This is a genomic window from Acidisphaera sp. L21, from assembly GCF_009765685.1.
In the GTDB taxonomy this organism is placed as follows: domain Bacteria; phylum Pseudomonadota; class Alphaproteobacteria; order Acetobacterales; family Acetobacteraceae; genus LMUY01.
Genome location: NZ_LMUY01000029.1, coordinates 15,039 through 27,783, shown reverse-complemented (window position 1 = coordinate 27,783; position 12,745 = coordinate 15,039). Strand labels below are relative to the sequence as shown.

Below are 12,745 nucleotides of genomic sequence, written 5' to 3'. Positions count from 1 at the left end.
AAGGGGCGCAGCGCCTTAGATGGGGTGTATGACCAGCATCCGACCCAACGCCACTCGCCCGGCCCTCCCAGAAGGGCTGGCCGCCACCGGCCAATCCGCCGCCCTGCCATCCTGGGATCTGTCCGACCTATACCCCGGCACCGACAGTCCCCGCGTCGCCGCGGATCTGGACGCGGCCGACGCCGCCGCCAGCGCGTTCGCCGCCAAATACGCCGGCAAGCTCGCCACGCTGCCCGGCGCCAGCCTCGCCGCCGCCCTGGCCGAGTATGAAAAGATCGAGGAAGTGCTGGGGCGGGTAATGTCCTTCGCCCAGCTGAAGTTCAGCGGCGACAGCACCGACGGCGCCATCGCCCAGTTCATGCAGTCCTGCTCCGAGCGGGTGACCACGATCAGCGCCCACATGATCTTCTTCTCGCTGGAACTGAATCGGCTGGAAGACGATGCCCTGGCGCAGAAGCTGAAGGACCCGGCGCTTGCAATCTGGGCGCCCTTCCTGCGCGACCTGCGCGTCTTCCGCCCGCACCAACTCTCCGACGAGGCGGAGCGGCTGCTGCACGACAAATCCGTCACCGGCGCCCAGGCCTGGAACCGCCTGTTCGACGAGACGGTCGCCGGCATGCGCGTGCCCTTCAGCACCGAAACCCTCACCGTCAGCGACGTGCTGAACAAGCTGTCCGATCGCGACCGCAGCGTGCGCGAACAGGCCGGCCGCGCCATCGGCACCGCGTTCGGCGACCGGGTGAAGCTGTTCAGCCTCATCACCAACACGCTGGCCAAGGACAAGGCGATCAGCGACACCTGGCGCAAATACCCGCGCCCCGGCAGCAGCCGCAACCGGTCCAACATGGTGGAGGACGAGGTGGTGGACGCGCTGGTGTCTGCCGTCACCTCCGACTACGCCCGGCTGTCGCATCGCTATTACCAGATGAAGGCCAAATGGCTCGGCCTGCCCAAGCTACAGCATTGGGACCGCAATGCCCCGCTGCCCGGCGATGACGACCGTGCCATCCCCTGGGATGAGGCGCGGAACCGCGTGCTGTCCGCCTATGGCGCGTTCAGCCCGGACCTGGCCGCGGTGGGCAAGCAGTTCTTCGACAAGCCCTGGATCGACGCCGGGCTGCGCCCCGGCAAGTCCGGCGGCGCCTTCGCGCACCCCACCGTGCCATCGGCCCATCCCTATCTGCTGCTGAACTATCACGGCCGCACCCGCGACGTGATGACCCTGGCGCACGAATTGGGCCACGGCGTGCACCAGGTGTTGGCCGCACCCCAGGGCTACCTGCAATCCGGCACCCCGCTGACCCTGGCCGAAACCGCCAGCGTGTTCGGCGAGATGCTGACCTTCCGTGCCCTGCTCGACGCCGAAACCGACCCGGCGCGCCGCCGCATCATGCTCGCCTCCAAGGTGGAGGACATGCTGAACACGGTGGTACGCCAGACCGCCTTCTACCAGTTCGAAACCCTGCTGCACGACGAACGCCGCAATGGCGAGCTACTGCCGGAGCGGATCGGCGAGATCTGGCGCCAGGTGCAGACCGCCAGCCTCGGCCCGGCATTCGAATTCACGCCCGAATACGACGTGTTCTGGGCCTACGTGCCGCATTTCGTGCATTCGCCCTTCTATGTGTACGCGTATGCATTCGGCGATTGCCTGGTGAACGCGCTATACGGTGTATTCCAGGATGGGCATCCCGGTTTCCAGGCCAAATATCTGGACATGCTGCGTGCCGGCGGCACAAAGCGGCACAAGGAATTGCTCGCCCCATTCGGCCTCGATGCATCCGACCCGGCCTTCTGGCGCCGGGGGTTGGACGTCATTGCCGGGTTCATCGACGAGTTGGAGGGCATTGTTCGTTGAACGAAGACAAGTCGAACATCTTCGGTGAGGTCCGTCGCATGGCGCGGACCTCGGGTGCCGTAGGTGGGATTGCAGCCCGGCTTGCAGGGCAGCGCGTCTTCGGCATCAAAACCAACAAGGAAGCCCATGCCGGCGATCTAAAAGCCATCCTCGGCGGCCTGAAAGGCCCGCTGATGAAGGTGGCGCAGCTTCTGTCCACCATCCCCGATGCGTTGCCCGCCGAATACGCCAGCGAGTTGGCGCAACTGCAGGCCAACGCCCCGCCAATGGGCTGGAGCTTCGTGCGCCGCCGCATGGCCGGGGAGTTGGGCGTGGACTGGCAGTCCAAATTCGCGACCTTCGACCAGGAGGCCGCGGCCGCCGCCAGCCTGGGCCAGGTCCATCGCGGCACCCTGCATGACGGCACCGAAATTGCCGCCAAACTGCAATACCCGGACATGGCCAGCACCGTGGAGGCCGACCTCAAGCAGCTTCGCCTCGCCATGTCGGTCTACAAGCGCATCGAATCCACCATCAACACCGACGACGTCTACACCGAATTGGCCGAGCGGCTGCGCGAGGAACTGGACTACCGGCGCGAGGCCGCGCAGATGCGCCTCTACGGCCAGATGCTCGCCGGCGACGAGTTGGTGAGCGTTCCCAAGCCGATCGAGAGCCACTCCACCGGCCGCCTGCTGACCATGACCTGGCTGGAGGGCCGCGGCCTGCAATCCCGCCTGGACGAAGGCATGGCGCTGGAGGAGCGCAACCGCCTGGCCACCGCGATCTTCCACGCCTGGTATCTGCCGCTCTACCGCTTCGGCGTCATCCACGGCGACCCGCATCTCGGCAACTACCAGGTCCGCGCCGATAACGGGCTCAACCTGCTGGATTACGGCACCATCCGCGTCTTCCCGCCCAAATTCGTCCGCGGCGTCATCGACCTGTACGAGTCGATCCGCGACGAAGACATGGACCGCGCCCACCACGCCTACGAGCAATGGGGCTTTGGCGGCCTGACGCGCGAGAAGATGGAGATCCTGAACCAATGGGCCCGCTTCATCTACGAACCCCTGCTGGATGACCGCGTCCGCCTGATCCAGGAACACGGCAGCCCGGATTACGGCCGCCAGGTCGCCGAGAAGGTGCATGCCGAGCTAAAGCGCACCGGCGGCGTGCGCCCCCCGCGCGAGTTTGTCCTGATGGACCGCTCGGCCGTCGGGCTGGGCAGCGTGTTCCTACGCCTGAAGGCCGAACTCAACTGGGCCCGCATGTTCCAGGAGATGGTGGAGGGCTTCGACGCCGACGAACTGGCCGCCCGCCAATCTGCCGCGTTGATCGAGGCCGGAGTGCCGCCAACCGTGTAACGACCACCCTTGCGTCGGCCCGGCGCCTCACGCATCCTTTATTCCAACGAGGCGGAGCGGCCCGCCCGAAGTCAAGGAATCACGGATGCGCCTAGCGGTGCTTAGGGAGACGGCCGCGGCGGAGACCCGCGTGGCCGCAACGGCGGAAACGGTTAAAAAGCTCATCGCGTTGGGGATGACGGTAGCGGTCCAGGCCGGCGCCGGCGCCCACGCCTCCATTTCCGACGCTGAGTTCGCGTCAGCCGGGGCCGAGATCGCGCCAGATGCGGCCGCCGCCATCCAAGACGCCGGCATCGTGTTCAGCGTGCAGGTGCCGGACGCCTCCGTTCGGGCCTCGATGGCACGCGGCACATTACTCGTGTGCGTGGTGAACGCAGGCGCCGACCCGGCGCTCGCCCCCGCTTTGGCCGCCGCCGGCATCGATGTCGCCGCCATGGAGTTGCTGCCCCGCATCACCCGCGCCCAGTCGATGGACGTGCTGTCCTCTCAGGCCAACCTCGCCGGCTACCGCGGCGTCATCGAGGGCGCTGCGGCGTTTGACCGCGGTTTCGCCATGATGATGACCGCCGCCGGCACCGTGCCGCCCGCCCGCGTCTTCATCGTGGGCGCCGGCGTCGCCGGGCTGCAGGCCATCGCCACCGCCCGCCGCCTCGGCGCCATCGTATCCGCCACCGACGTGCGCCCCGCCGCCAAGGAAGAAATCAAATCCCTCGGCGCCGTCTTCGTCGGGGTCGAGGACGAGGAGACCGCCGGCCAAACCGGCGCCTACGCCCGCACCATGAGCGACGCCTTCCGCGCCAAACAGGCCGAACTGATGAAGGTGACCGTCGCCAAGAACGACCTGGTGATCTGCACCGCCCTGGTCGCCGGCGGCAAAGCCCCCGTGATCGTCACGGCGGAGATGGTGGCCGGCATGCGCCCCGGCAGCGTCGTGGTGGACCTGGCCGCCGACGCCGGCGGCAATTGCGGCGCCACAATGCCCGGCCAGATGATCACGACCGAGAACGGCGTCAAGGTGCTCGGCTGGCGCAACTGGCCCGGCCGCATCTCGGTCGCCGCCAGCAGCCTGTACGCCCGCAACCTGCTGACCTTCCTCACCACCTTCTGGGACAAGGATGCAAAGGCGCCCAAACTGCCGGAGGACGACGCCATCGTCATCGGCACGATGCTGACCCGCGGCGGCGCCGTGGTGCACGAGCGCTACAAATCCGCCCCACCCCCCGCCGGAGCCGCCGCATGAACCCCAATGCCCTGGCCGACCAGGCCAACAGCATCTCCCAACAGGCCGCCAACTTGGCCGGACAACTGCACATGATGGCCGGCAACGCCGTCGTGGCCGCCAACCCGGTGGCCGCCGCGGTCGAGCCATTCGTCTTCCTGTTTGCCGTGTTCATGATGGCCTGCTTCGTCGGCTATTACGTCGTCTGGAACGTCACCCCGGCGCTGCACTCCCCCCTCATGGGCGTCACCAACGCCATTTCCTCCGTCATCGTGGTCGGCGCGATGCTCGCCACCGGCCTGGGCGACAGCGTCGTCGCCCAGATCTTCGGCTTCGTGGCGGTGCTGCTGGCCAGCGTGAACATCTTCGGCGGGTTCACCGTGACGCATCGCATGCTGGCGATGTTCAAGCCGCGTACTCCGGCCAAGAAGTAGAGCGCGCACGATGTCCCCTAGCTTGACCGCGTTCGCCTATCTCGTCGCTGGCGTGCTGTTCGTGCTCGCGTTGCGCGGGCTGTCCAGCCCCACCACGTCCCGCCAGGGCAACCTGTTCGGCATGGTCGGCATGGCCATCGCCATCGTCGCCACGCTGCTGCACCATGGCATGTCCGGCAGCGGCTACATGCTCATCATCCTGGCCATCGTCATCGGCGGCGGCATCGGCGTGACGGTCTCGCGCCGCATCCAGATGACGTCGCTGCCGCAATTGGTGGCGGCCTTCCACTCCCTTGTCGGCCTGGCCGCCGTCTTCGTCGCTGCCGCAGCGATCAACGCCCCGGCCGCCTTCGGCATCGGCACCCCCGGCCACATCCACGGCCAAAGCCTGGTGGAAATGTCGATCGGCCTGGCCATTGGCGCGGTCACCTTCACCGGCTCCCTCATCGCCTTCGCCAAGCTGCAGGCGCTGATGAAGGGCACGCCGATCACCTTCAAATACCAGCACCTGCTGAACGCCGCGCTCGGCATCCTGCTGGTCCTGTTGGTCATCATCTTCTGCCTCACGGCCAGCCAGCCGGTCTTCTGGCTCATCGCCCTGGTCGCCCTGGCGCTCGGCTTCCTGCTCATCATCCCGATCGGCGGCGCCGACATGCCCGTCGTCGTGTCCATGCTGAACAGCTATTCCGGCTGGGCAGCCTGCGGCATCGGCTTCACCATCCAGAACCTGGCGCTGATCATCACCGGCGCCCTGGTCGGCGCATCGGGCGCGATCCTGTCCTACATCATGTGCAAGGGCATGAACCGCTCGATCTTCAACGTGCTGCTGGGCGGCTTCGGCACCGAATCCGGCGGCCCCGCCGCAGCCAGCAGCGGTGAACAGCGCCCGGTCAAATCCGGCAATGCCGACGACGCCGCCTTCATCATGAAGAACGCCTCCAAGGTCATCATCGTCCCCGGCTACGGCATGGCGGTCGCCCAGGCCCAGCACGCCCTGCGCGAAATGGCGGACGTGCTGAAGGCCGAGGGCGTGGTGGTGAAATACGCCATCCACCCCGTCGCCGGCCGCATGCCCGGCCACATGAACGTGCTGCTTGCCGAGGCCAACGTCCCCTACGAGGACGTCTTCGAGTTGGAGGAGATCAATGGCGAGTTTTCCACCGCCGACGTCGTCTACGTGATCGGCGCCAACGACGTCACCAACCCGGCCGCCAAGACGGACAAGACCTCCGCCATCTACGGCATGCCGATCCTGGAGGTGGAGAAGGCTGCGACCGTCCTGTTCATCAAGCGCTCGATGGCATCGGGCTACGCCGGTGTGGAGAACGAGCTGTTCTTCCGCCCGAACACGATGATGTTGTTCGCGGATGCCAAGAAGATGACCGAAGAGATCGTTCAGGCATTGGGGAAGTAGGACATGGAATATCGCGCGCTCGGTCGCTCGGGCTTGCAGGTCTCCCCCATCTGCCTGGGCGCAATGATGTTCGGCGGCGCCACGACCGAGCCGGATTCCGTCCGCATCATGGACAGGGCGCGCGAGCAGGGCGTGAACTTCGTCGACACCGCCGACGCCTATAATGACGGCGCCAGCGAGGAGATTACCGGCCGAGTGATCGCGGCGAACCGTCACTGGTGGGTCATCGCCACCAAGCTTGCCAACCCGACCGGCCCCGGCCCAAACGCCCGCGGCTACTCCCGCCGCCACGTCTTCACCGCGGTCGAAGCCAGCCTGAAGCGCCTGGGTGTCGACACGATCGACATCATCTACCTGCACAAGGAAGACCACATCACCCCGCCGGGCGAGTTGGTGCACGCCATGGCCGACCTCGTCCGCAGCGGCCGCATCCGCTACTTCGGCGTCTCCAACCACCGTGCCTGGCGCGTCGCCGAGATCTGCCGCCTGTGCGACGAGGCCGGCATCGACCGCCCCGTGATCAGCCAGCCCTACTACAACGCCATGAACCGCATGCCGGAGGTGGAGCATCTGCCCGCCTGTGCCAATCTCGGCCTCGGCGTGTTCGCCTACAGCCCGCTGGCCCGCGGCATATTGACCGGCAAATACCGCCCCGACGCCCCGCCCGACCAGGGCACCCGCGCCGGCCGCCAGGACAAGCGCATCCTGGAGACGGAGTGGCGGCCCGAAAGCCTCCAGATCGCCCAAACCCTGGCCGAGCACGCCCGCAGCCGCGGCATCACGCCGGGCCAATTCGCCTTCGCCTGGGTGCTGAACAACAAGCTGATCACGGGCGCGATCGGCGGCCCCCGCACCATGGAACAGTGGGACGACTACATCGGCGCGCTCAGCTACCACTTCACCGGGGAAGACGAGGCGCTGGTGGACCGCTTGGTGACGCCCGGCCACGCCTCTACGCCGGGCTACAACGACCCGGCCTATCCGCTGGAGGGGCGGGTCAGCCGCGCCGGCTAGGACAGGCGATGACCGACCCGGCGCATATCTACAATTGGCGCCGGCTGGATGCGCAACTGACGACATCCGGCCAGCCAACCGAACCCGAACTTGCGGCGCTTGCGGCGCTCGGCGTCCGCCACGTCATCAACCTGGCCCCGCACAGCCACGCCAAGGCGCTGCCGGACGAGGCTGGCAGCGCGGCAGCCTTGGGGATGACCTACCGCAACATCCCCGTCGATTTCAAACACCCGACCGACGCGGATTTCGCTGAGTTCTGCACCGCGCTGGCGACCTGCGGCGATGCGCCGGTTCACATCCACTGCGCGGCCAACTACCGTGTATCGGCGTTTCTATACCGCTACCGCCGCGACGTGCTCGGCATGGAGGACGGCGCAGCCCGCGCGGAGATGGAACAAATCTGGCACCCCGACCCCATCTGGGCCGCCTTCCTGGCCCCATCCACGCCCTAGCGGTGGCTGGGCGGCGCCATCGTGGTGTGCTGCGGATGAACCACCGGCGCGATCGCCACGCCGGCCGGTAGCGGCACGTTGTGCAGCGACGTCGGCGGTTCCTCTATGACCGGGTCGGCTGGCGGATGCATGACCGCCACCGTCCAGGGATCGAGCTTCGCGATCGGCTTGTCGTCCTTGATGTATAGCCCGAACGCCACCCCGACGATCAACGCTGCGAACAGCACGATCGAGGTGGAAATCCAGCCCGCCCGGTTGCGCTTCTTCAGCACTGGGCGCGGCGGCTCGATATAGGCGGGCAGGGCTGCCAAATCGGGAAGGGCGGGGATACCGCCAGCAATGGTGAACTCTGTGCGGGCCTTGGCGAAGCTGCGAACAGGGATCACCGTCAGGCTCGCAGCACCCGATGCATCAACGATCTTTCTGGCCGTTGCGCTCATACTCTTCCTCCAGCACACAGTCCGCTGCCGGCAGTACTATCGTCCGGATCGCCCGAAGGCCATTCCCAGGCGTCGACGTGTACCACACATTCCCGCTACCATACTGATTCTGAAATAGTTGTTAAGGGCGTAACGAGAACACGCGCGTTTCCCCAATACCCAGCGTGGTGAAACCCTCCACACCTGTTGCATTCAAAGCGCGAACTGGCGCGGAGATTGGTTCGTCGGTCAGTTGAAAGGTGCCGAAATGCATACCGACCGACTGCCGGGCGCCCAGATCGCGGTGGGCAAGCGCCGCTTCCTCCGGGTTCATATGAACGGCTGCCATCAGCCAGCGCGGCTCGTAGGCGCCGATCGGCAGCAACGCCAGATCAGGCGGCCCAAGCCGTTCTTGGATCACCCGCCAATGCGGCCCGGTGGCAGAATCGCCGGCGAACAGCAGGTGCCCGTCCGGCCTCTGAAGGCTGAACCCGGACCACAGCGTGGCATTGCCGTCGAACAGCCCACGACGGGCGAAATGGCGGGCCGGGGTCGCCGTGATCCTGGTCGGCCCAAACTCCACCGCCTCCCACCAATCGAGCGCATCGACCGTCGCGAACCCGGCCGCCCGCAGCCGCACATCATTGCCCGCACTGGTGACGACACGGCCCGAATTGTTCGCCGCCAGCCACCGCAGGCTGGGAAGATCCATGTGGTCGTAATGGTTATGCGACACCAGCACGAGGTCGATCGGCGGCAGATCGGCCAGCGCCAAACCCGGCGGATGTGCCCGGCGCGGGCCAGCCCATGACACCGGAGAACAACGCTCGCTGAACACCGGGTCGGTCAGCATGGTGAAGTCGGCGAACCGGATCAGAAAGCTGGCATGTCCGATGAAGGTGATAGCCGCGCTGCCGGGCAACACGCTGGTAGGCGGCGCCGGATAGCGCGGCAGCGCCGGCTGCGGTCCCCAGGCGACCTGCCCGCGGCCCATCTGCCAACGCAGCACCTTGCCCAGGCTGCGCCGGTCGGGCGGCGTGTCGTCTAGGGCCGGGTTGAAGAACCGCTTGCCGTCGAAATGGTCGGAGGGCAATCGGCTCACTGCGTGGGCGGATCCGCGCGAATTTCAGTGCCTGTCGCATCGGGCGTGAAATGCATGGTGACGTCCGCGCGCTTGCCGCAGGCCTGCACGGTCCACACCTCGGTCCAGGGCAGCGGCTGGCTATCGGGGACCGGACGCACGCCTGGCGGCTTGCCCTGCTGGCCAACGAACCGAGTGTCCACGACGGCACCCTGTTCGCATCCTTCCGGCATCTGCCCCAGCCCGTAGGCGGCGTATTGCACGCTGTCCCGCTGCAATTCCGGGTCGGTGATAGTGGTGCCCGGCAGCAACGCATCGGTCTGCAGCGTGCCGTCGGATTGCACGGTGGTGATCGCATTCAGCAGCCGGGTCAGCCCGCAGCCGGCTTGCTGCATCGTCTCCTTCCACGCGCCCCCCGTAATATGACCCGCCGCATCGGTCTGGATCGGCGACAACAGGCCGATATCGCCGGTGGTGGTGACGCTGGCACTCGGACAACTTGGCGTATCGGACCCGTTCACCGATTGCGCCGCATGCAACAGGGCAGCGCGATGGGCCGGCGTGACCAGCAGCGGCGCCAGCGCGGGCGGTAACGGCGACGGGGTTGCGGCGTGGGCTAGCAAGGGCAGGGGGCACGCAAGCGCCATGGCCAGCAACAGGCGTGCGAACCGCATCTACTCGTCCCTTCTCTCATCACACCCATCCCGACTCGGCGGAACGACTCATTCTAAGTCAGAAGGGGTAGCCGCAGTTCTTTAACAAATCACTCCGGCGGGCGGTGTGGCGCTGTCAGCACGGTTCCAGCACGTCTTCCGGCAAGTGGGCCAGGTTGCCAGCCAGGTCCTGCAGAGTATTGCGCAGCTTCTCCAACGCCATGTTGCTCAACCCGGTGCGGTAGACGACGTCACGCTGCGCCTTCAGCAACGAATCCTGCAGCGCGATGCCCTTGGCGGTCAGTTGGTTGTCGATGACCCGTTCATCCTCTGGCCGGCGTGTGCGCTCGATAAGCCCAGCCATGCTCAGCCGCTTCAGCATCGGCGTCAGCGTGCCGGCGTCCAGCTTCAGCGCCCGGGCCAACTCACCGGATGTCATGCTGGGGCGCTGCAGCAGGCTCACCAACACCAGATATTGCGGGTAGGTGAGGCCCAAAGGCTCCAACACACTTCGATAGCTGCGCGTAATCGCGTTCGTTGCGGCATACAGCGCGAAGCAAAGTTGGTTTTCTAGCCATAACGTGTCGGTGTCGGACATACTGTGGCCCCCTTCTAGGCATAACATAAGTTACTCTCGCAACGATTGCTACATCATTGCATCGCGCTACGCTCATTATTGGTAGCCGAACGAATTCCTCTCGCGCCACCAGCGCTTGACAGGCGATGCCCCCGTGGGTGGCATACCCGCATGTCCAGACCTGCATTTCACGCTGCCCGGCACCCATGCATGCAGCGATGACGCCGGGCCGCGCCCGTACCATGGCATTGGTCGTAGCCGGTGCGTTTTTCATGGAATTCCTGGACGGCACGATCATCGCGACGGCGCTACCCGCCATGGCGCGGGACTTCGGCCAGCCCGTGGTGGCGCTGTCCATCGGCATCAGCGCCTATCTGCTGGCCCTGGCCGTGTTCATCCCCGTCAGCGGCTGGGTGGCCGACCGCTACGGCACGCGGGACGTGTTCACCGCCGCCATCGTCGTGTTCACCGGTGCCTCGATGCTATGCGGCCTGTGCAGCGGATTGTGGACCTTCGTCGCGGCCCGGCTGCTGCAGGGGCTGGGGGGCGCCATGATGGTGCCCGTCGGGCGGCTCGCCGTGCTGCGGGTAACCGAGAAATCGGCCCTGGTCGGCGCCATCGCCCTGCTCACCTGGCCCGCTTTGGCCGCCCCGGTGCTAGGGCCGCCAGTCGGCGGGTTCATCACCACCTACGCATCCTGGCGCTGGATCTTTCTGCTGAACGTACCGCTGGGCGTGGCGGCCATCGCCCTGTCCTGGGCACTGATGCCGAACCTGCGCGAGGACATCCGGCGCAAATTCGACCGCATCGGCTTCGTGCTCAGCGGATTGTCCCTCTCGCTGATCATGGAGGGGATGGAACTGGTCAGCGATGACGCCGTCGGCTGGCTGGCGGCCGTGGTGCTGGTGGCGGGGCTGGCGCTGGGCGTGGTCGCCGTGCGTCACTTGCTGCGCACGCCGCAGCCGCTGCTGGACCTGCAGGTGATGCAGGTGCCGACCTTCGCCGTCACCGTCACCGGCGGTACGGTGTTCCGCGTCACCATCGGCACGGTGCCGTTCCTGCTGCCGCTGCTGTTCCAGGTCGGCTTCGGGCTGGACGCGTTCCACGCGGGAATGCTGGTGCTATCGACCTTCCTGGGCAATATTGGCATGAAGCCGTTCACCACCTGGGTGATGCGCCGCTGGGGCTTTCGCACCAGCGGGATCGCCAACGGCATCGCGGCGGCGCTGACCATGGCGGTCTGCGCCTTCCTCACCCCGGCAACGCCGCTGCCCCTGCTGCTGGTCGTGCTGTTCATCAGCGGGCTCACCCGGTCGATGCAGTTCACCGTGCTGAACACGCTGGGCTTCGTCGACGTGCCGCGCCCAAGGATGAGCGGCGCGTCCACCTTGGCGAGCGTGGCCCAGCAAATGTCGATCGGCATGGGCGTGGCGCTCGGCGCTGCCGTGCTCCATCTGGTCACCCTGCGCCACGGCGGCCCGCCGATGCTGGCGGATTTCCACGTCGTGTTCGCGCTGATGGCGGTTCTGATGCTGGCCGGACTGCCGTTCTTCTTCCGCCTGCCGCGCGAGGCCGGCGCGGAAGTCAGCGGCCACCGCCCAGCCTAGGCCGGGCGCCGCGCCTTCAACGCCGCGCCCAATGTGCCGTCATCCAGCACGTCCAACGCACCGCCGATCGGCACACCGTGGCCGACCCGCGTCACCGCGACACCGCTGGGCTGCAGCCGCTCCGCCAGCCAATGCGCCGTGCTCGCCCCCTCCACCGTGGCGCCCAGGGCCAGGATCACCTCGGCCACCGGTTCCTCTACCACGCGGGTCAGCAGCGGGCGCACATTCAGATCGTCCGGCCCGACGCCGCCCAGGGCCGACAGCGTGCCGCCCAGCACGTGATACAGCCCGCGATGCACCCCGGCACGCTCCAGCGCCCAGAGGTCGCCGACGCCCTCCACCACGCAAACCAGCGTGCGGTCACGCGCCGGGTCGTTGCAGATCGCACAGGGGTCGCGACTGTCCAGATTGCCGCAAAGGCTGCACGGCGCCACGGCGGCCGCGGCTTCCGACAACGCCGCGGCCAGCGGCAGCATGCGCGTTTGCGGATGTTGCAGCAGGCGCAGCACGGCGCGCCGGGCACTGCGCGGGCCGAACCCGGGCAGCTTGGCCAGCAGCCCGATCAGCCGATCGATCTCGGGAGAATTCACAGGCCACGAGATAGCGACGGATTGGCTCCGCCGCTAGGGCTCCGGCCTGGACCCGGCAGGGACGGTCGTCCCCTGCACCCC

At 66.9% G+C, this 12,745-nt stretch carries 13 protein-coding genes; 8 read left to right on the top strand and 5 right to left on the bottom strand.

Annotated elements, in window-relative coordinates; translation table 11 throughout:
• Positions 1 to 28 precede the first annotated feature (28 nt).
• The 7 genes from GSQ76_RS07190 (at position 29) to GSQ76_RS07160 (ending at position 7,737) form a co-directional block, all read left to right on the top strand.
• Positions 29 to 1,858 carry a M3 family oligoendopeptidase gene (locus tag GSQ76_RS07190; RefSeq protein ID WP_174247301.1) on the top strand — a complete coding sequence of 610 codons (1,830 nt, stop codon included), beginning with the start codon at positions 29 to 31 and terminating at the stop codon, positions 1,856 to 1,858.
• A gap of 38 nt (positions 1,859 to 1,896) precedes the next feature.
• Positions 1,897 to 3,204, top strand: coding sequence for an AarF/ABC1/UbiB kinase family protein (locus GSQ76_RS07185; protein ID WP_158743292.1), 1,308 nt, complete (start codon positions 1,897 to 1,899; stop codon positions 3,202 to 3,204).
• A gap of 85 nt (positions 3,205 to 3,289) precedes the next feature.
• Positions 3,290 to 4,444, top strand: coding sequence for a Re/Si-specific NAD(P)(+) transhydrogenase subunit alpha (locus GSQ76_RS07180; protein ID WP_158743230.1), 1,155 nt, complete (start codon positions 3,290 to 3,292; stop codon positions 4,442 to 4,444).
• On the top strand, positions 4,441 to 4,857 hold the full coding sequence (locus tag GSQ76_RS07175) for a proton-translocating transhydrogenase family protein (RefSeq protein ID WP_158743229.1): 417 nt from the start codon (positions 4,441 to 4,443) through the stop codon (positions 4,855 to 4,857). Before GSQ76_RS07180 ends, GSQ76_RS07175 begins: the two co-directional genes overlap by 4 nt.
• A 10-nt stretch (positions 4,858 to 4,867) precedes the next feature.
• On the top strand, positions 4,868 to 6,271 hold the full coding sequence (locus GSQ76_RS07170; protein WP_158743228.1) for an NAD(P)(+) transhydrogenase (Re/Si-specific) subunit beta: 1,404 nt from the start codon (positions 4,868 to 4,870) through the stop codon (positions 6,269 to 6,271).
• Positions 6,272 to 6,274: 3 nt separating this feature from the next.
• Positions 6,275 to 7,285, top strand: coding sequence for an aldo/keto reductase (locus GSQ76_RS07165; protein ID WP_158743227.1), 1,011 nt, complete (start codon positions 6,275 to 6,277; stop codon positions 7,283 to 7,285).
• Positions 7,286 to 7,293: 8 nt separating this feature from the next.
• Positions 7,294 to 7,737: a protein tyrosine phosphatase family protein gene (locus GSQ76_RS07160; RefSeq protein WP_158743226.1), complete on the top strand. Its 444-nt coding sequence runs from the start codon at positions 7,294 to 7,296 to the stop codon at positions 7,735 to 7,737.
• On the opposite strand, the gene GSQ76_RS07155 is transcribed toward GSQ76_RS07160, so the two are convergent.
• The 4 genes from GSQ76_RS07155 to GSQ76_RS07140 all read right to left on the bottom strand — a co-directional run bounded on the left by GSQ76_RS07155 (position 7,734) and on the right by GSQ76_RS07140 (position 10,488).
• Positions 7,734 to 8,177, bottom strand: coding sequence for a hypothetical protein (locus GSQ76_RS07155; RefSeq protein ID WP_158743225.1), 444 nt, complete (start codon positions 8,175 to 8,177; stop codon positions 7,734 to 7,736). The two genes, GSQ76_RS07160 and GSQ76_RS07155, sit on opposite strands and share 4 nt — an antisense overlap.
• Positions 8,178 to 8,298: 121 nt before the next feature.
• The gene (locus GSQ76_RS07150) at positions 8,299 to 9,258 is read right to left on the bottom strand and encodes an MBL fold metallo-hydrolase (protein WP_216850941.1); all 960 of its coding nucleotides are present in this window, start codon (positions 9,256 to 9,258) and stop codon (positions 8,299 to 8,301) included.
• Positions 9,255 to 9,911 carry a hypothetical protein gene (locus GSQ76_RS07145; protein WP_158743224.1) on the bottom strand — a complete coding sequence of 219 codons (657 nt, stop codon included), beginning with the start codon at positions 9,909 to 9,911 and terminating at the stop codon, positions 9,255 to 9,257. Before GSQ76_RS07145 ends, GSQ76_RS07150 begins: the two co-directional genes overlap by 4 nt.
• Positions 9,912 to 10,026: 115 nt before the next feature.
• On the bottom strand, positions 10,027 to 10,488 hold the full coding sequence (locus tag GSQ76_RS07140) for a MarR family winged helix-turn-helix transcriptional regulator (protein WP_158743223.1): 462 nt from the start codon (positions 10,486 to 10,488) through the stop codon (positions 10,027 to 10,029).
• A 197-nt stretch (positions 10,489 to 10,685) separates the two neighbouring features.
• Here GSQ76_RS07140 and GSQ76_RS07135 point away from each other — a divergent pair, with 197 nt between their 5' ends.
• Positions 10,686 to 12,074, top strand: a complete 1,389-nt coding sequence (locus GSQ76_RS07135; protein WP_158743222.1) for an MFS transporter — start codon at positions 10,686 to 10,688, stop codon at positions 12,072 to 12,074.
• On the opposite strand, the gene recR is transcribed toward GSQ76_RS07135, so the two are convergent.
• A complete protein-coding gene (gene recR / locus GSQ76_RS07130) occupies positions 12,071 to 12,664 on the bottom strand; it encodes a recombination mediator RecR (RefSeq protein WP_158743221.1) in 594 nt (197 codons plus the stop codon). The genes GSQ76_RS07135 and recR overlap by 4 nt on opposite strands.
• Positions 12,665 to 12,745 lie beyond the last annotated feature (81 nt).

Excerpts from the sequence above, each read along its gene's own strand:
- GSQ76_RS07140 (WP_158743223.1), bottom strand. The coding sequence starts at position 10,488 with ATGTCCGACACCGACACGTTATGGCTAGAAAACCAACTTTGCTTCGCG.
- GSQ76_RS07170 (WP_158743228.1), top strand. The coding sequence starts at position 4,868 with ATGTCCCCTAGCTTGACCGCGTTCGCCTATCTCGTCGCTGGCGTGCTG.
- GSQ76_RS07165 (WP_158743227.1), top strand. The coding sequence starts at position 6,275 with ATGGAATATCGCGCGCTCGGTCGCTCGGGCTTGCAGGTCTCCCCCATC.
- GSQ76_RS07160 (WP_158743226.1), top strand. The coding sequence starts at position 7,294 with ATGACCGACCCGGCGCATATCTACAATTGGCGCCGGCTGGATGCGCAA.
- GSQ76_RS07145 (WP_158743224.1), bottom strand. The coding sequence starts at position 9,911 with ATGCGGTTCGCACGCCTGTTGCTGGCCATGGCGCTTGCGTGCCCCCTG.
- GSQ76_RS07175 (WP_158743229.1), top strand. The coding sequence starts at position 4,441 with ATGAACCCCAATGCCCTGGCCGACCAGGCCAACAGCATCTCCCAACAG.
- GSQ76_RS07190 (WP_174247301.1), top strand. The coding sequence starts at position 29 with ATGACCAGCATCCGACCCAACGCCACTCGCCCGGCCCTCCCAGAAGGG.
- GSQ76_RS07135 (WP_158743222.1), top strand. The coding sequence starts at position 10,686 with ATGACGCCGGGCCGCGCCCGTACCATGGCATTGGTCGTAGCCGGTGCG.
- GSQ76_RS07185 (WP_158743292.1), top strand. The coding sequence starts at position 1,897 with ATGGCGCGGACCTCGGGTGCCGTAGGTGGGATTGCAGCCCGGCTTGCA.
- GSQ76_RS07180 (WP_158743230.1), top strand. The coding sequence starts at position 3,290 with ATGCGCCTAGCGGTGCTTAGGGAGACGGCCGCGGCGGAGACCCGCGTG.
- GSQ76_RS07155 (WP_158743225.1), bottom strand. The coding sequence starts at position 8,177 with ATGAGCGCAACGGCCAGAAAGATCGTTGATGCATCGGGTGCTGCGAGC.